Source organism: Halobacillus sp. ABH2_015 (assembly GCF_056158945.1).
In genome coordinates this window covers 688,466-705,017 of sequence record NZ_JBSWUG010000002.1, presented here as the reverse complement: position 1 = coordinate 705,017, position 16,552 = coordinate 688,466, and the positions used below count along the sequence as shown (strand labels likewise).

At 47.2% G+C, this 16,552-nt stretch carries 20 protein-coding genes; 11 read left to right on the top strand and 9 right to left on the bottom strand.

Annotation, left to right across the window (positions count from 1 at the left end; all coding sequences use genetic code 11):
* The first annotated feature begins 58 nt into the window (after positions 1-58).
* Complete coding sequence (gene sspK / locus ACXAD6_RS03545; RefSeq protein WP_084163184.1) at positions 59-232, top strand: small acid-soluble spore protein K; 174 nt, start codon at positions 59-61, stop codon at positions 230-232.
* The gene (locus ACXAD6_RS03540; RefSeq protein WP_160838703.1) at positions 225-365 is read left to right on the top strand and encodes a YpzG family protein; all 141 of its coding nucleotides are present in this window, start codon (positions 225-227) and stop codon (positions 363-365) included. The genes sspK and ACXAD6_RS03540 overlap by 8 nt, the downstream gene beginning before the upstream one ends.
* Positions 366-700: 335 nt before the next feature.
* On the opposite strand, the gene ACXAD6_RS03535 is transcribed toward ACXAD6_RS03540, so the two are convergent.
* Positions 701-1,036: a YfhH family protein gene (locus ACXAD6_RS03535; RefSeq protein WP_474967675.1), complete on the bottom strand. Its 336-nt coding sequence runs from the start codon at positions 1,034-1,036 to the stop codon at positions 701-703.
* Positions 1,037-1,122: 86 nt separating this feature from the next.
* Between ACXAD6_RS03535 and ACXAD6_RS03530 the strand changes: the two genes are divergently transcribed.
* Positions 1,123-1,782 (top strand): SDR family NAD(P)-dependent oxidoreductase, encoded by a 660-nt coding sequence (locus ACXAD6_RS03530; RefSeq protein WP_474967674.1) that lies wholly within the window; start codon positions 1,123-1,125, stop codon positions 1,780-1,782.
* 292 nt (positions 1,783-2,074) lie between these two features.
* Here ACXAD6_RS03530 and ACXAD6_RS03525 read toward each other — a convergent pair whose 3' ends face one another.
* The 3 genes from ACXAD6_RS03525 to glcT all read right to left on the bottom strand — a co-directional run bounded on the left by ACXAD6_RS03525 (position 2,075) and on the right by glcT (position 5,470).
* A complete protein-coding gene (locus ACXAD6_RS03525) occupies positions 2,075-2,341 on the bottom strand; it encodes a phosphocarrier protein HPr (protein ID WP_474967673.1) in 267 nt (88 codons plus the stop codon).
* Between the two features lie 15 nt (positions 2,342-2,356).
* Positions 2,357-4,393 (bottom strand): glucose-specific PTS transporter subunit IIBC, encoded by a 2,037-nt coding sequence (gene ptsG / locus ACXAD6_RS03520; RefSeq protein WP_474967672.1) that lies wholly within the window; start codon positions 4,391-4,393, stop codon positions 2,357-2,359.
* 234 nt (positions 4,394-4,627) lie between these two features.
* Complete coding sequence (gene glcT / locus ACXAD6_RS03515) at positions 4,628-5,470, bottom strand: glucose PTS transporter transcription antiterminator GlcT (protein ID WP_474967671.1); 843 nt, start codon at positions 5,468-5,470, stop codon at positions 4,628-4,630.
* A gap of 184 nt (positions 5,471-5,654) precedes the next feature.
* Here glcT and ACXAD6_RS03510 point away from each other — a divergent pair, with 184 nt between their 5' ends.
* Positions 5,655-6,473, top strand: a complete 819-nt coding sequence (locus tag ACXAD6_RS03510) for an HAD family hydrolase (protein ID WP_474967670.1) — start codon at positions 5,655-5,657, stop codon at positions 6,471-6,473.
* A 25-nt stretch (positions 6,474-6,498) separates the two neighbouring features.
* Here the strand turns inward: ACXAD6_RS03510 and recX are convergent, their stop codons facing one another.
* Positions 6,499-7,314: a recombination regulator RecX gene (gene recX / locus ACXAD6_RS03505; RefSeq protein WP_474967669.1), complete on the bottom strand. Its 816-nt coding sequence runs from the start codon at positions 7,312-7,314 to the stop codon at positions 6,499-6,501.
* A 96-nt stretch (positions 7,315-7,410) separates the two neighbouring features.
* Here recX and ACXAD6_RS03500 point away from each other — a divergent pair, with 96 nt between their 5' ends.
* Positions 7,411-8,316, top strand: coding sequence for a TIGR01777 family oxidoreductase (locus ACXAD6_RS03500; RefSeq protein ID WP_474967668.1), 906 nt, complete (start codon positions 7,411-7,413; stop codon positions 8,314-8,316).
* 102 nt (positions 8,317-8,418) lie between these two features.
* Positions 8,419-9,540, top strand: a complete 1,122-nt coding sequence (locus ACXAD6_RS03495; RefSeq protein WP_474967667.1) for an amidohydrolase — start codon at positions 8,419-8,421, stop codon at positions 9,538-9,540.
* A 43-nt stretch (positions 9,541-9,583) separates the two neighbouring features.
* Here ACXAD6_RS03495 and hxlB read toward each other — a convergent pair whose 3' ends face one another.
* Both hxlB and hxlA read right to left on the bottom strand, forming a co-directional pair.
* Positions 9,584-10,141 (bottom strand): 6-phospho-3-hexuloisomerase, encoded by a 558-nt coding sequence (gene hxlB / locus ACXAD6_RS03490; protein ID WP_474967666.1) that lies wholly within the window; start codon positions 10,139-10,141, stop codon positions 9,584-9,586.
* 8 nt (positions 10,142-10,149) lie between these two features.
* Positions 10,150-10,782 carry a 3-hexulose-6-phosphate synthase gene (gene hxlA, locus ACXAD6_RS03485; RefSeq protein ID WP_474967665.1) on the bottom strand — a complete coding sequence of 211 codons (633 nt, stop codon included), beginning with the start codon at positions 10,780-10,782 and terminating at the stop codon, positions 10,150-10,152.
* Positions 10,783-10,958: 176 nt separating this feature from the next.
* Here hxlA and ACXAD6_RS03480 point away from each other — a divergent pair, with 176 nt between their 5' ends.
* From ACXAD6_RS03480 to ACXAD6_RS03465, 4 genes are all read left to right on the top strand, one after another.
* Positions 10,959-11,333, top strand: coding sequence for a winged helix-turn-helix transcriptional regulator (locus ACXAD6_RS03480; RefSeq protein ID WP_027956076.1), 375 nt, complete (start codon positions 10,959-10,961; stop codon positions 11,331-11,333).
* 216 nt (positions 11,334-11,549) lie between these two features.
* A complete protein-coding gene (locus ACXAD6_RS03475; RefSeq protein ID WP_474967664.1) occupies positions 11,550-12,344 on the top strand; it encodes a DUF4397 domain-containing protein in 795 nt (264 codons plus the stop codon).
* Positions 12,345-12,351: 7 nt separating this feature from the next.
* On the top strand, positions 12,352-13,038 hold the full coding sequence (locus ACXAD6_RS03470) for a class F sortase (protein ID WP_474967663.1): 687 nt from the start codon (positions 12,352-12,354) through the stop codon (positions 13,036-13,038).
* Between the two features lie 337 nt (positions 13,039-13,375).
* Positions 13,376-13,924 (top strand): GNAT family N-acetyltransferase, encoded by a 549-nt coding sequence (locus ACXAD6_RS03465; RefSeq protein ID WP_206934279.1) that lies wholly within the window; start codon positions 13,376-13,378, stop codon positions 13,922-13,924.
* A gap of 153 nt (positions 13,925-14,077) precedes the next feature.
* Here the strand turns inward: ACXAD6_RS03465 and ACXAD6_RS03460 are convergent, their stop codons facing one another.
* Positions 14,078-14,743 (bottom strand): RsiV family protein, encoded by a 666-nt coding sequence (locus ACXAD6_RS03460; RefSeq protein WP_474967662.1) that lies wholly within the window; start codon positions 14,741-14,743, stop codon positions 14,078-14,080.
* A 148-nt stretch (positions 14,744-14,891) separates the two neighbouring features.
* On the opposite strand from ACXAD6_RS03460, the gene ACXAD6_RS03455 reads away from it, so the two are divergent.
* Positions 14,892-15,251 carry a Lin0512 family protein gene (locus ACXAD6_RS03455; RefSeq protein WP_474967661.1) on the top strand — a complete coding sequence of 120 codons (360 nt, stop codon included), beginning with the start codon at positions 14,892-14,894 and terminating at the stop codon, positions 15,249-15,251.
* Positions 15,252-15,684: 433 nt separating this feature from the next.
* Here ACXAD6_RS03455 and ACXAD6_RS03450 read toward each other — a convergent pair whose 3' ends face one another.
* Entirely contained in the window at positions 15,685-16,359 is a 675-nt protein-coding gene (locus ACXAD6_RS03450; protein ID WP_474967660.1) for a TraR/DksA C4-type zinc finger protein, read from the bottom strand.
* Positions 16,360-16,552: the final 193 nt, after the last annotated feature.

Genomic DNA, 16,552 nt, shown 5'->3' with positions numbered 1-16,552 from the left:
AGGCAGCAGGCGGGGTATACTAAGCCTGCCTCTTCCCGGAGGCATAGGAGGGTGACGAATGCGTAACAAGGCCAAAAATTTCCCGAATGTTCATATGACCCACGCACCGGATGATCAGAGTGAATACTCGAACAAGCGTCCGAACGGAACGATCAACAATAAGCCGCAGGAACGCGCGGCCCGATCGAGACACCGTGATGTTAACGACACAGGGAGGAATTACCATGGGTAAGCGTAATTTCAAAGCCGCTCCGGCTTCTCATTCCCACCGAAGCTCAAAGCACATGAGCCGACGTGTGAATGGTGAAACAGAGCAGACGCAGGCGAACCAGATCACTGAAATTCAAATGAGAAAAAGAAACTAAAGAAACTAAAGAAACCAGGTACCTTATGTAACCGGTTCAGACTGTCGAGAATTCCTCGACAGTCTTTTTTAACTGAGGCTGTACCGTTTCTGTGAATGCGTGGGTTCACCTGGTATTTAAAAGGCGCTGATAAAGGAAAAGCATCCTTTACCAGCGCCTTTTTGTAAATATGTCTACTCCCTGCGCATGATGGCGGGGAGCGTTCGGTGGTAACGCCTGCGGGAACAGCACGATCCGAAGATCCAATTGGTCAGGCGATCTTCTTGACCAAATCAGCTGAGGCCGTTCCCACGGCAGTCATCCACCGATAAGCAGAGCGGTGTACTCGATACTTTCTATTCCTGTACGTGACGGCCGAGCATGGAAATCGGCAGGGCCTCTTCTTCTGTACTCACCTTTTGACCATTCTGCTTCCGATATCCCCAGGCAAAAATTCCGTTCATATATTCGATGAAGAAGGTATGCTCATAGTCTCCGTCCATTTCGTAGGTTTCCCCTGCTGAGAAATCGTCCGGATTCATCATATAGGCTTTAGCCATAATGATCTTCCGTTCATGGACAGCGTATTCATTGACCATGCCAAGCTGCTCCGCCTTCTGGGCTTTTTCTGTCAGCTCGGCTATTTCATCCCTTAACTCTCTCTCTGAATAGTCGCTGTATCTCCGTTCCATCCTTCTCCCCCTTATCTGTACTTTCTTTACATTCTAACAGGCTTTAGCGACAATGGATATATGTCAGGACAAGGAGGCTGATTTCATTGGCAAAGATTTGGATAACAGGTGCCGGAACAGGACTGGGAAGGGCTCTCGCCCACACCTATGCCCGGGAAGGAAACCACATTGTATTGAGTGGCAGGAAATACGAACCCTTAGCGGCTGTTCAGAGGGAAATTGAACAGAATAACGGACGCGCAGAGGTTATCGTCTGCGATATTACAACCCCTTCCTCCATCGCTTCGGCTGTAGAGAATATCGACCACGTCGATGTATTGATCAATAACGCTGGAACCGGCATTTTCGGAGAGCTGTCTTCCTACTCTGAGAACGATATAGAACAATTGCTGGGAACCAACGTCAAGGGGACGATCCTTATGACACAGGCAGCCCTTCCCCGTCTGCGGCAGTCTGAAGGCCGCGTGTTGAATATCATTTCCACAGCCGGCCTGCGCGGGAAAAAGAACGAAAGCATCTACTGCGCCAGTAAATTTGCTCTCAGAGGCTTCACAGAGAGTCTGCAGAAGGAATGGGAAGAAGAAAGCATCACAGCGACCGCTGTCTATATGGGCGGGATGAATACACCATTCTGGAACGATACCGACCACGTTCAACATCCGGAGAAGATGAAGAGCCCGGAAATCGCAGCAGATCAAATTTACAAAGAGGATGACGGCCGCACTGAAATTTTTGTTGACCGTTAAAAAAACAGATTGCTTGGTGTTGTTATGTAACATGTGAGCTCAGATCACCCCTTTCTTTCATGGGATTTGTAGGAGGCGGCCTTGGAAATGACTCCCTTTCCGCGGGGTACCGTGAGCCGCGGAAAGCAGACGGTTTTCCCTGCCATCCCATGCTCTGAATAAACAACGGACCGGACCTCTAATTCCAGACGGGGACGATTTAGTAATCGTTTAAACTATCAACAACAGATTTTAACAAAGCTGAAAAATAAAAAGACAGCCTGCCGGATCGGCAGGCTGTCTTTTTTATGAATTACTCACCAAGGTTTTCTTCTTTTGCTTTTGCAACAACAGCGTTTACTGCTTCTTCTTCGTCTGCACCTTCAGCAGAGAACGTGACTTCAGCGCCGTTTGGAATTCCAAGGGACATGACGCCCATGATGGATTTCATGTTAACGGACTTGCCATTGTACTCAAGGTTTACGTCAGATTCGAATCGGCCGGCTACTTGTACAAGTGCTGTGGCTGGACGTGCGTGTACACCGTCCGCAGATGTGATTTTCATTGTTTGTTGTGCCATGATACATTCTCCTTTTTATTCAGTGATTTCTACAATATCCGGCTGGTTATGATTCACTTCACCAGATGCTTTCAGGCTGACACTCTTGCCTTCCTGAAGGTTTGTAAAGATAATCGGTGTCACAATAGACGGAGCGTTTTCCTTAACGAAGTCCAGATCGACCTCCATTAACGCCTGTCCCTGCTTCACTTCGTCTCCTTCAGCTATTTTAGCTGTAAATCCTTCACCTTTCAATCCTACTGTATCAATTCCGATATGAAGCAGGATTTCCATGCCATTATCAGCTTCAAGGCCGATCGCATGTTTTGTAGGGAATACGTTCAACACTTTACCATTGATCGGTGATACCACTTTTCCGTCAACCGGCTCGATGGCAAAGCCGTCACCCATCATTTTACCAGAGAACACCTGATCCGGCACCTCTGTAATCGGCATGATTTTTCCTTTCAGCGGGCTGACAAACGAAAGCTCGCCTTCAGCAACAGGAGCTTCTGCCTGTTTCTGTTCATTCATAATTTCAGCTACGTCTTCTTTGGAACGTGGTGTTTTACCATCAATGATGTCCTGCATTTGTCCACGCAGCGTATCAGAGACAGGGCCGAAGATAGCCTGGATGTTGTTTCCAACTTCCATGACCCCGGAAGCACCTAGTTTTTTCAGACGGTTTTTGTTGACATCATTTTTATCGTTTACAGAGACACGGAGTCTTGTGATACAAGCATCCAGGTGGTCGATGTTTTTCTGACCGCCCATCGCCTCAAGAATTTCAAATGGCAGGTCGCCCACTTCTCCATCCTCTTCTTCATCTTCTGCTTCGTCTTCACGGCCTGGAGTAGCCAGGTTGAACTTAAGGATCGCCCAGCGGAACCCGAAGTAGTATATGACGGAGAAGATAAGTCCAACGATGATGACCCACCACCAGTCTGTACGGTTGGGAAGGACACCAAAGAGAATAAAGTCAATCAGACCACCGGAGAAGGTCTGTCCGATTTTCACCCCGAGGATCTCCATGATCATGAAGGAGAACCCGGCAAATACAGCGTGAATAGCGAAAAGGATCGGTGCTACGAACAAGAATGAGAATTCAATCGGTTCTGTAATCCCTGTAAGGAAAGAAGTCAGGGCAGCAGAAGCCATGATTCCTCCGACCACTTTTTTACGTTCCGGCTTCGCTGTGTGATAAATGGCAAGCGCTGCCGCGGGAAGACCGAACATCATGAACGGGAATTTACCGACCATGAAAGTACCGGCAGTAAAATCAACCCCATCTTTCAGCTGTTCGAAGAAAATTGTCTGGTCACCACGGATAATTTCACCGGCCGCGTTGGTGTAGGAACCAAACTCAAACCAGAATGGTGAATAGAAAATGTGGTGCAGACCAAATGGAATCATGGAACGCTCAATCAGGCCGAAGAAGAAAGCAGAGATGGTCTGGTTTCCTTCAAGCATCAGCTGGGAAAGAGCATTCAGACCGGCTTGTGCAAACGGCCATACCCAAAGCATAATCACACCTAGAATCAAGGACGTAAACGCCGTGATGATTGGAACGAAACGTTTACCGGCAAAGAATCCAAGGAACTGTGGCAGTTCTATATTGAAATACCGGTTGTACATCGATGCTGCTAATATACCGACGATAATACCTCCAAAGACTCCGGTCTGGAGCGTTGGTATACCGAGGACTTCCGCATAGGCGGGATCAGAGACCATGTCGGCATCAACGTTACCGAGCACGCCCATAACAACGTTCATAATTAAGTAACCGATAATCGCAGCAAGACCTGCAACACCATCGCCTTTAGCAAGACCGATGGCAACACCTACAGCGAAAAGAAGCGGCAGGTTGGCAAAGACAATTCCACCAGCTTCAGCCATCACCTGGAGCAGTGTCTGCACCCACTCGGTACCGAAGAATGGAACTTTGTCGACAAAGCTGTCCTGTGCAAAACTTGTACCAAAAGCTAGAAGAATACCGGCTGCAGGCAGCAGGGCCACAGGGGTCATCAACGCTTTACCGACTTTTTGCAGTGTGCCGAAAGCATTCTTAAACATAAGTATTTCCTCCTTTTTGTTTGTGGCAGAAATGCCGGAGCAATCAAACTAAAACGGTTTCAGTCTTAAACAGATCATGACCATGTAGGAATAATGACTTGAAGCCGATCTGTTTATGGACATAAAAAAGGCATGAGCACAGCAGGCCAAAGTGGCATAAGGATAGACCTATCCCTATGATAACCACTTCCCCTGCATGTACTCATGCCTGATCGTGTCAGTAACACGTACGTTTTAGGATTTATGGGTTAAACGCTGCAGATGAATCGTCAGATAAACGGCTTCTGATTCATCTACGGGTTTATTCAGCTGTTTCTGCATCACTTTAATCAACTTCCAAGCAAGATTATAGCATACCGGGTACTCTTGTTTCAACATCTGAGCAAGACGAATTTCATCCCCTGCCGATTCCCCCTGGTAGACACGGTCGATTGCTCTGTGAAGGTGCTGGACAAGCCGGTGATAATCGACACTTTTTTTGTCGATCTCAACGTCCATGGTTTCCTCCACAATTCCTACAAGCCGGGTGATCAACTGGTTATGCCGGTTGATTTCCCGGAGCGTCTTATCCGTGACTGCACTATGAATATGCAGCGCAATAAAACCGGTTTCCCCTTCCGGAAAATGAATGCCCATCTGGTCGTAGATCATTGTCACCACTTCTGTCGCCACCTGGTATTCCTTCGGGTAAAGCGATTCGATTTCGAACAGGAAAGGATTGGTGAACTGCATTTCCTTTTTCGCCCTGTTGATGGCGAAAGCGATGTGGTCAGTCAGAGCCACGTGGATATGCTGGTTCAGCTCCTGCCCCATCCTCGCTTCAATATGATGCAGAATATCATTCATAAAATCGATCAGCGCTTCATCAATGTAAGGCAGCAGATTGACATACTGTTCCTTTTCCTGTTCATTGCTCAATAGAAAGGTTTTGTCGGCTTTATCGAAGGAGACGTCCTCCCCTGTGGACTTGTTAAAACCGATCCCTTTTCCGATCAGCACCACTTCCTCGTAGGACGGGTGGGCAGCAATGATGACGTTATTATTCAATACTTTTTTTATTGTTAATTGCTGTTCCATAACGGTCCCCCACTAACATCACACTAAAAGCGTTTTCAGTCATCTCATAACTTCTATCCTATAGTTGATTTGTATTTTTTACAAGAGGTTAAACTACGGGCAGGTATTCTCCTTTGTGTGTAAGCGATTACGTCGTGTACAATCATGAAGGTACTTGATAAATGCCAAAGGAAGGAGCATTTCCATGATCAAATTGTTTGTGACAGACCTTGATGGCACCCTGCTCGGTCAGGACCATTATATAAAGAATGAAGATGTAGATGCCTTAAAAAAAATGATCGACTACGGGACTCCGCTTGCCGTAGCATCCGGACGGATGGACCATGAAATCAGCGAGGTGCTGAAACGTGTAGGCGTCAACGGCCACCGCGTCAGCCAGAACGGCGCTTTCGTGTTTGACGATCAGAACAAGCCGGTCCTCGCAAAGACGTTCGACCCTGAGCTTGCCCGCCGGATTGTCAGTGAAATTGACGCCGAACCGATGGTTAAAACCGTATCGACAGCTGATGAAACCTTTACGAAGGAGCACAGCCACTGGATCGACCTCATTTCCGAGCAGATGTTCCATGACATCATCGTTAAGCCGGAGCTGAATGAGCTGATCGGTACAAAAGTGACCCCGTCCAAGATTACCCTGCACGGACAGGAAGCCGATGTCATCAAGGCTGCTGATAAAGTCGCAGGCGCCTTCGGCGAAGAAATCGACAGCTTCATCTCCCATGAAACCTGCGTGGATATGATGCCTAAAAACATCAATAAGCAGAGTGGTTTGAAAAAGTTGATCGAAGGACTCGGGCTCGCGCCTGAAGAAATCGCCTGTGTCGGGGATTCCTTTAATGATGTAAGCATGTTTGAAATGACACCACACAGCTACGTCATGTCGACAGCACGTGATGAAGTGAAAGCGAAAGCCGGTACGGTTGTCGATCATGTTCACGAAGCCATTGAAGACCTTGATAAAAAAGGCCTGCTCAGAAAACAAGAACAAGTAGTTGACGTTTAAGTCACCTGCTTGTTCTTTTTTCATGCTAGCTTTCTTCGATATATTCCTCCATGAACCTGTCAATGGAATCGAATGCAAACCCTTTTCGGTACAGGCCTGCTTTCACCTTCTGCTTCAGTTCATAGCCTTCTGCCTTGGAAGAATACTTCCGGAGCAGTTTCTCCCCCTGGTGAACGACCGCCTGCCACTCGGCATCCTCATTTTCCTCATCAGGGAGCTGTGTAAGCACCTCTTTTATGACATCTCCTGTAAAGCCTTTCTGCATCAGCGTCTGCTGCACCTGTTGAACCTGCTGTTTATGAGACTTCCTGCCATCGTTCCTCATTTTCTTTTCCGCAAATTTCAAGGCTTTTTCAATCTGCTCGTCGAAAGAATAATGATGAAGCGCATCCGCTGCGGTCTGCGCATGGACCCCTTTTTCAATCAGTTCCTTTTTCACCATGAGCGGCCCTTTACTGGAAGTCGTCACCCTCGTCCGGACAAGGGAACGGGCGAATTCCTGATCATTCAGCAGCCGCTCGTTTTGTAACCGCTGGATGATTTCATCAATCTGCTCCTGATCGGTTTCCTTGTCCGTCAAATAATCACGGATTTCCTTTTCCGACCGCATTCGATAGCTTAAATAATTGATGGCAAGGGTATAGGATTTATGCAGGTTATCACTCTGAATCAGTGCCTGGACCGCGGCATCATCAAGCTCCATATTTTTCTGGAGGTTGTGCTTGATGAGGACATCTTCATCAACACTGAATCCGTATTCTTCTCCCTGGCCTTTATCCAGAAAAATATTGTACCGTGCCTTATTTTTTTTCTGCGTTGTAATTTTTGTCAGTTTAGCCATTCGCTTCACCCCAATGCGTTTATTTTACCACGACTCCACCTTATATACATGATAAAGGACCGGGGACAGCCTATCCATAGAACAGGAGGAATAGAAATGAAAATTGCCGTAACTGGTGGAACAGGATTTGTAGGACAGAAACTCGTACAATCGTTACAAGAGGAAGGTCATGACATCTACATACTGACCCGGAGTCCCGAAAAGCACCAAAACACAGATCAGGTCACTTATGTTGGATGGTTGAAGGAATCCTTCAACCCGGAAAAGAAACTGCCTGTGCTGGACGCCATTGTAAACCTGGCCGGTGAATCGTTGAACAGCGGACGGTGGACAGAGGAAAAGAAACAGTCCATCCTTAAGAGCCGGATCGAAGCCACTGAGGGCGTGCTTGACTTGATTGATGCCCTTCCTGAAAAGCCGGATGTACTCGTCAACGCATCAGCTGTCGGATTTTATGGACAATCCAAAACGAAAACGTTTACGGAAGAAACGACAAAAGCAGGGAACGATTTTCTTGCGAGTGTCGTCGTGGAATGGGAGGAAAGAGCGGCTAAAGCCAGGGAAAAAGGGGTGCGGACCGTTTATGTGCGCTTCGGAATTATCTTAGGTGAGGAAGGCGCCCTTCCTAAAATGGTCCTGCCTTACAAAATGATGGTCGGTGGAAACCTTGGCTCCGGCGAGCAGTGGATGTCCTGGATCCACGTCCAGGACGTTGTCGGCCTCATTCAATTTGCCCTCATTCACCCTGACCTGGAGGGGCCGTTGAATGGAACAGCTCCCAATCCGAAGCGAAACAAAGATTTCGGACAGACATTGGGGGATGTTCTCAACCGGCCGCACTGGCTCCCGGCTCCGGCCTTCGCATTGAAGGCGGCGCTTGGAGATATGAGCACCCTCTTGCTCGATGGTCAGGCCGTCATTCCGAAAAAAGCGCTCCGCGAAGGGTACAGATTCAAGTATCCCGAACTAGAGCCGGCTCTTGCCTCTATTCTGGAAAACTAGCAAAAAAAGGAACAAAGTCCCGGACTTTGTTCCTTTTTTTAGAGCCAACAGGACAGAATAACCGTATAATAAAAGTATAACTATTGGAAAGGCTGTATGTTTATGATGACTGTCATTAAGAATGTCCATATTCACCCGATCACCTCCCCTTCTATTCCGAATGGCTCTGTCCACGTTGTCGACGGAAAAATTCAGGATTATGGAGCGGACCTTCAAATTCCTGAACAAGCGGAATGCATTGATGGAAAAGGCATGGACTTGTATCCCGGCTTTATTGACGTCCACACCCACCTCGGATTATATGATGAAGGTACAGGCTGGGCAGGCAGTGATGCCAACGAAACGATCGAAGCCATTACTCCACACTTAAGAGCTATCGACGGCGCTCATCCGCTGGATCCTGCCTTCTTCAATGCGCGCAAAGCGGGTGTCACGACTGCCCACATTATGCCGGGGAGCGCCAACATGATCGGCGGAATGACGTCGGTTATCAAGACCGTTGGCCATACGATCAACCAAATGATTCTACGGCAGACGGCCGGACTGAAGCTGGCTCTCGGTGAAAACCCGAAACGCATTCACTCCCAGTCCAAAAATGCGTCCATTACGCGTCTTGGAATTATGGGGACGCTTCGGGAAACGTTCTATGCTGCCATGAAAGATCCCGACCCCGGCCTCCGTGTCCAGCCGATACTCAAAGCGCTCAATAAGGAAATCCCTGTCCGGATCCACGCACACAGAGCGGATGACATTGTTACAGCGCTCCGGTTTGCAGATGAGTTCGATCTCGATTTAAGAATCGAACACTGTACAGAAGGGCACCTGATTGCAGACGAGCTGGCCGGCCGTGATCTTCAGGTATCTGTCGGCCCCACCTTTACAAGGGCGTCTAAAATTGAACTGCGCAATAAAACGTGGCAGACGTATAAAATTCTGCATGACTACGGCATTAAAGTATCGATTACGACCGATCATCCCTACACCCCTATCCAATACTTAAACATCTGTGCAGCCCTGGCGGCCAGAGAAGGAATGGAAATTGAGGATGCCCTCCGCGGCATTACCATTACTCCAGCGAAAAACCTTGGCGTGGATGACCGTGTCGGATCTATCGAAAAAGGCAAAGATGCCGACCTTGTCCTATGGAGCGGCCACCCTTTCGAGTATCTCTCCAAACCGATATGGACAATGATTGATGGGAAAATGGTTTACTATCAGGAATAACAAAACAAGCCTCCACCATAAGCGGGTGGAGGCTTGTTTTCATTCATTCAAGATTGGCATGCTTTCCGTACATCGTCTCTGAATCCAGTCCTTTTTTCTCCATCAGACCTAAAATCAAAGCATCATATAAGACAAGCATGGTTTGTTCAAATAAAGATCCCATCGGCTGTATCGTGCGGAACTCTTCCTGACCACGGTCTTTGGGTGCCCCCGGCATTTGAACCGTTAGATCCGCTGTTTTTCCGATTGTAGAATCAGGCTTGATCGTAACAGCCGCCACTTTTCCACCTAAACGCTTTGCCTTTTCTGCAACAGCCGCAAGCGAAACGGTTTCTCCAGAGCCTGTCCCGATAATCAAAAGGTCCCCTTCTTCCAATCCAGCTGTGACGGTCTCACCTACCGCATAAGCGTCCAGTCCTATATGCATGAGACGCATGACAAAAGATTTTCCCATTAACCCGGACCGGCCGGCGCCCGCAACGAAAATTCTCCTGGACTGAAGCATCTGGGTAATCAGTGCTTCTGTTTCTTCTTTAGAAATGTAAGAAACACTTTCTTCGAGTTCAGCGACAATCTTTTTCATATACGCTTGTGCATTCATAAGATGACTCAGCCCTGGGTGATCAGCTCTTTGATTTGCTTGGCAGCTGATGCTTGATCTTCCTGACCAGTAATTCCTCCGCCGACAATGATTAAATCAGGCTTGTGGCTGATCACTTCTGGAAGGGTTTCGAGCTTGATGCCGCCCGCAATAGCCGTCTTCGCGTTCTTGACTACTTTCTTAATTGCGGCAAGGTCTGCAAAAGAATCTTTTCCAACGGCTTGGAGATCATAACCCGTGTGCACACAAATGTAATCCACACCGAGCTGGTCCAGTTCTCCGGCACGTGTTTCAATATCCTGAACAGCGATCATGTCGGCAAGAATCTCTTTGCCCTGATTCTTCGCTTCCTCGACGGCACCTTTGATGGATTCATCTTCAGCAGCTCCCAGAATGGTAACGATGTCTGCTCCTGAAGCAGACGCTTGGCTGACTTCGTAACCGGCAGCATCCATAATTTTAAGATCAGCAAGAACCGTCATATCCGGGAAGGCTTTCTTCACTTCTCTAACCGCCTTCAATCCTTCATTGATGACGACCGGCGTTCCGATTTCCACCACATCGACATGGTTCTCCACTTCCTTCACCACTTCAATGGCACCGTTAATATCTACAAGGTCTAAAGCAAGTTGTAATTTCATTTATCTTCGACTCCTTCTTCTTTGAGTTTGGATAAGCCCCAGGTTAAAAACTTTACGCTGTGGCACAGGGATTAGTATACTCAGCCTAGTGAAATAAAAAAAGTACGCATTTTTTTCTCACGTAGTGAAAAAAAGTATACTGCCCCCTCGACTTTTATATAGAAAGGAAGAGCACGATGCCGAATTTGGGAGAACGATCATTCAACTGTGAAAAAGAATTAACTTTAGCCATTATAGGTGGAAAGTGGAAAATGCTGATTCTCTGGCATTTAGGAAAAGAAGGAACGAAACGCTTCGGAGAACTGAAGACCCTTATGCCGGGGATTACCCAGCGGATGCTCGTGAACCAGCTGCGTGAACTTGAAGCCCACGATATCATTCACCGGGAAGTGTACCCGGTTGTTCCCCCCAAAGTGGAATATTCGCTGACCAAACACGGGGAAAGCCTGCTTCCGATCTTAGAAGCGATGTACGCCTGGGGAAGAAATTATGTCGATGAGGTGCTCGATGGTAAAGATGACTTCACTATCGCCGGGGATCACAGCGGATAACGCATAACATCCATCCATAGCAAGGCAGTAAAAATGGCACCGATTCATCCCGGTGCTTTTTTTGCACATTCATTACAAATATAATGTTTCGAATTCAAACTTTACGGCAATAGGTAGACTGTAACAAAACTTGTACAAGTGTTACACAACGTTGTATGAATTCGATATTTTTTGCCTCTCCGGCAATCAATATAAAAAATCAAGGGAGTGGAATGAATGAAAAAGTTGTTATCAAGTCTTGCTGCTGTTGTTTTGATTTTTGGAATGTTCGCCCCGGCTGTTTTCGCAGATCATCACGAGGAAGCTATGCTCCGTGTCGTCCATGCTTCACCTGATGCGCCTGCGGTTGACGTATACTTAAATGATGAAGCCGCTGTGGAAGGTGCTGAGTTCAAAGCAGCTACCGACTATATGAAAGTTCCTGCAGGAGAACATACCGTTGAAATTTATGCAGCCGGTACAAAAGGTGAACAGGATCCTGTCATTTCTACAAATGTTACGGTAGAAGCTGGTAAAGCTTATACCGCAGCAGCTGTTGATAACCTGGAGAATCTGCAGTTGAAAGCTCTTGAAGATTCCATGGAAGCAAGCGAAGATATGGCTAAAATCCGTGTTGGACACTTCATTCCAGAAGCACCAGCTGTTGATGTAGGACCTATTGATGGAGACGCTGTCTTCTCTGGTGCCGAATTCCCGATGGTAACCGATTATAAGGAACTTGAAGCAGGAACGTATGATCTTGAAGTACGCACAACAGATGGGACACAGCTGATTGACCTTTCCGGAACAGCTCTGGAAGCAGGGAACGTCTATAGTGCATTCGCTGTAGGGACCGCTGATAATCCTGAAGTAATCCTTCTTCAAGATTCATCCGCGATGCCTTCTGATATGCCTGAAACTGGTTTTGGTGGAACAAGTCAAACTTCCAATGCCCTTCTATATGCCGGTATCCTGGGTCTGGCAGCAGCAGGTGCTGGTGTATTCCTTACACGCAGAAAATCTGAAGCGTAAGTAAAATATGAAAAGAATCTTCACCCCTGTGATCCTCGGTCTCTTCGTTTTCTTCGCAAGCTATTCCCTGCTTAGCGAAGAACCATTGAAAGAGGCCGGGGTTCTTTTTACCTCCAGCCAGGATGAGTTTATGAAAGAAACACATGCAGGAGAAAAAGAAACCAGAGACGCCCTTGAAAACGAGCCGATCCAGCAGAATTACACACCTGCCGCCACCGTATCTCCTGACAAACAGGAGGGCATCGTACCGAATCGGTTGGAAATCCCCGCCATCGACGTCGACGCCCCTATCCAGTCTCTCGGGTATACCGATGAAGGTGGAATGGCGGTCCCTGCTAACTTGACGGACACCGGATGGTTTGAGCCTGGGACAAAACCAGGGAATCAGGGGAATTCCGTCATTGCCGGTCATGTAGACGGGAGAAGCGGCCCCGCGGTATTTTATGATTTAAAAGAACTGTCAGAGGGCGATGAGATTTATCTTTACGATGATGAAGGAACCCGCCTAACGTTCACAGTGGAAAAAACAGCGTCCTATCCTTTTCAAGATTCACCCATCCGTGAACTTTTCGGTCCTTCCAGCGAACAGAGGTTAAACTTAATTACCTGTACAGGATCGTACAACCAGGAAGCCTCTACCTACTCCGAGCGTCTCGTTGTCTTTACTGTACTGACAGAAGTAGAGGACGTTTAAAAGGCACCCAGCCTTCACGATAAGGGTGCCTTTTTTATGTTTTACATAACGGCGGGAAGGTGACGGAACAAGGAAAAAATTTCATCGCAACTTTACAATTATTTTATTCACTTTTTTACGGTTTTGGATTATTATAAGTTTAGATGATTCTTTATAAGTTTCTGTTTTAGGGAAGGCAAATGGTGCGCCACCAGTAGCTGTACTGGTTCTAGTGGGTTCGATTCCCACCCCGGATTTTTGTGAGCAATTGATAAAAATTCGAGGGGGGTTCGAACCAGCCAGGAATGGTTCTTTCCTATGCATACGAACCCCCCCCTCATCCAAGGAGGGATTTTTTATGCTGAAAAAGCGTGAGCTGCATGACGCCCCGGTTTTGTTTGATTTGATGAGTCACCCTGAAGTTTTTCCATATGTCCGCCATAAAGCTTCATCAAGTGATGAGTTTTACTTTTTGACAAAGCAGACCATAGAAGCAGAAGATCGGGGTGAATTGGTTTCACGTACGATCCTGGATGAGTGGGCCCAGCCAATCGGAACGATCAATCTTTTTGATATACAAGAAGGAAGAGGATTTTTGGCCACTTGGATCGGCCGCCCGTATTTCGGTATGGGATACAACAAGCCTGCCAAGGAAGCGTTTTTTGAAGAGTTGTTCTTCCAGCTGGATGTTCAGGCGGTCTTTATGAAAATCCGCCGTACCAATGTCCGTTCCATGAAAGCCGCACTCAAAATTCCGTATGTATCCTCTGCCAACGAGGATTACCCGGACGTCTACGAATGGATCAACCGTAACGAGGACGTGTATGACCTGTACGTCATTACGAAAGACCAGTATTTATTCCACTATTATGGTGAGCAGAATAATGAGGAAATGATGGAAGCATAAGCAGAGCGCTTATGCTTCTTTTTTGTGGAGAAAACAATCCACAGTGTTGTGCACAATGTGAATAACTTTCTGAATAATCAGCGAAAACGCAACTTTCTCACAGTAATTCCTGTGTACAAAAACCACATCACCGCTGTGGATGATGTGCACAAATCATGTAACCGATGGGATGGGAACCTGCGGGGCATTGATTTCTGTTTTCAGAAGACCTTTCATTGGAACGGGCACTTCTGGTGTGCCGTGAACCCCCGCCGCTACTTCAAATTTATTGAATACAAGCACCAGGTGATCATCCTTCATGTAAAAAGCTGTGTTCTCGCGGACACCCGCAAATGGCTGTTCAGCACGAAGATCCGGATCAGCATCCAATATTTTTTTCACTTCCTTATTCAATTTGGCCATATCAAAGAGATCCTGCAGCTTCTTCACTTCCCCGCCTGTCCTGTCTTCAAAATTCACCGATGTGACCGTTGAATTGTAACGGTCCCCCCTTGATATGTGGGAAATCATGACAACAGAATAGAAATGCTTTTCCTGGTAAACGGCGGACTCCTCATAATACAAATAGGGAACTCCGCTGAAATCGGCTGCCCCCTTCTGCACCCGCCCGGCCGTATGCTCCAGCTTTTGAACAATCCTGTGATTGACGATGTTCTGCAGTTCTTCATTTTCCAAATTCGTAAACAAAGGATAGTCGGCATGTACCTCCCAATCCTCCGCCACTTTATCTTTGTGCATGATTTTATATATACTTTCCGCTGAAACAGCTTCTGATGTGATCAGGGTCATCATCAAAGCCATTACCCATAATCGCTTCACTGTCCATCCCTCCTGTACCATTAGTTTGACCTAAATAGGCGAAACTAATGGACAGGACAGAAATTTTTATCCGCTGGTCTTTATCCATATCCTTTCCAGAGCGTCTGGAACCTGTGATACCATACAAGAAGAAAGGTGGGAAATAAGAATGGATCAACTTATGTTTATACAAACTGGAATGGGAACAGATGTACATGGACAGAACGTGACAAAGGCAGCCGTCCGAGCAATCAAGAATGCCATCCACACCAATTCCATGCCCGGCATACGGACCGTTCTTCCAGAACAATCTCTGGACAATATGAAAATCAACGTCAAACTGGCCGTTCCCTGCGATTTCGATCAGCTGGATCATGAGGAAGTAAAAAAAGCCATTCCTTTCGGCGAAGTGACCATCACCGTCATGGAAGGTGGAATGCTTACAACCAGCGGCATTTTCCTTGAAGAAAAAGAAGACAAAAATGATTTGATGTACATCGTAAACGCAGCCGTTGAAGTCGGTTATTAATCAACAGAAGGCCCGGGATACTCCCGGGCCTAAGCTTGTAGAGAAACCTTTTTTCTAATAACTGCAAAGGGCGGGCATCAATTCTTGGTCACGGGTAGAATTTTTCCAACGCAGGCGGCCGTAACGCAGCCTGTACTGTTCTTTTGAAACGGCGAAGGAGCTATGCTCAACGTTCTCTTTTATCATAGGGTAAAACTGTTTCCACACAGGCATCGGCACGAGGAGCGTTCGGTGGTGACGCCTGCGGGAACAGTGCGTGCCGAAGATCCACTTGGTCCAATGGTTTTCTTGACCAAGTTAGCTGAGGCCGTGCCCGCGGCAAGCATCCACCAATAAGCGGAACGTGCCCCCTCATCACGACAGGACAACTCTAACTGGATAACACGGATTTTTCTACAGCCTTAGGCCCGGGATACTCCCGGGCCTTTAGAGTTTACTGCTCCTCTTCTCTTTCATCCATTTCATCCATATATTTATCATAATGCTCATTTCTTTGGAAGGAGACACCCTCCGCTCCTGTATAGCCATTCATATCCGTGGAAACAAACGACTCGAATTCTTCTGCATAGCCGACACCGTCCTGATTGTCCATAAGGGATGAATCATCATAGGTCATGCTGCTTTGATTGAAGGAAGCCACCTGCTCATAAGCATTCTGTTCATTATATTCAGGATCATCCGAGTCTCTTCCATAGGCATTCTCAAGATGAGTCAACACATCCTGTTCGACCGGAGGGTCAGAGGGAACCTCCTCATTCGGTGATGCATTTGCAATCGTCCGCGCTGTCGGGAGAGCTTCCAATCGCTCCGCAGGAATCTGCCGGCCCGTCACTTCACAAATGCCGTACGTGCCGTCTTTTATCTGCTGAAGCGAATATTCAATGTCCTGTAATTCTTCTTTAACATGAGCAAGCAGGGCCATATCCTTTTCCCTTTCATACAGCTCTGTCCCTGAATCCGCGGGATGATTGTCGTACTGCGACAATTCACCCGAGGCCATATCACTCGCAAATCCCCGCTTCAGGCCATACTGGTCATCGTCCATCGTCTGTTGTTCCAATTCCCTCTTTCGATCTTCCAACTGCTTTTTATATTGAATATAATCCATGTCATTCCACTCCTGATTGGTAGTCCCTGTTAGTTTGACACTCCCTTCTTTTCCTATACAAAAAGGGAGTGCTCTAACAAGAGCACTCCCTCAGCTTTGAGTAAAACCTTCTGTCCAGCGACTCTAAAGGAGCGGACATCCATCCTAGCGTAAAGCTGTTTTCCCACAGGCATCGACTCGTGGAGCGTTCGGT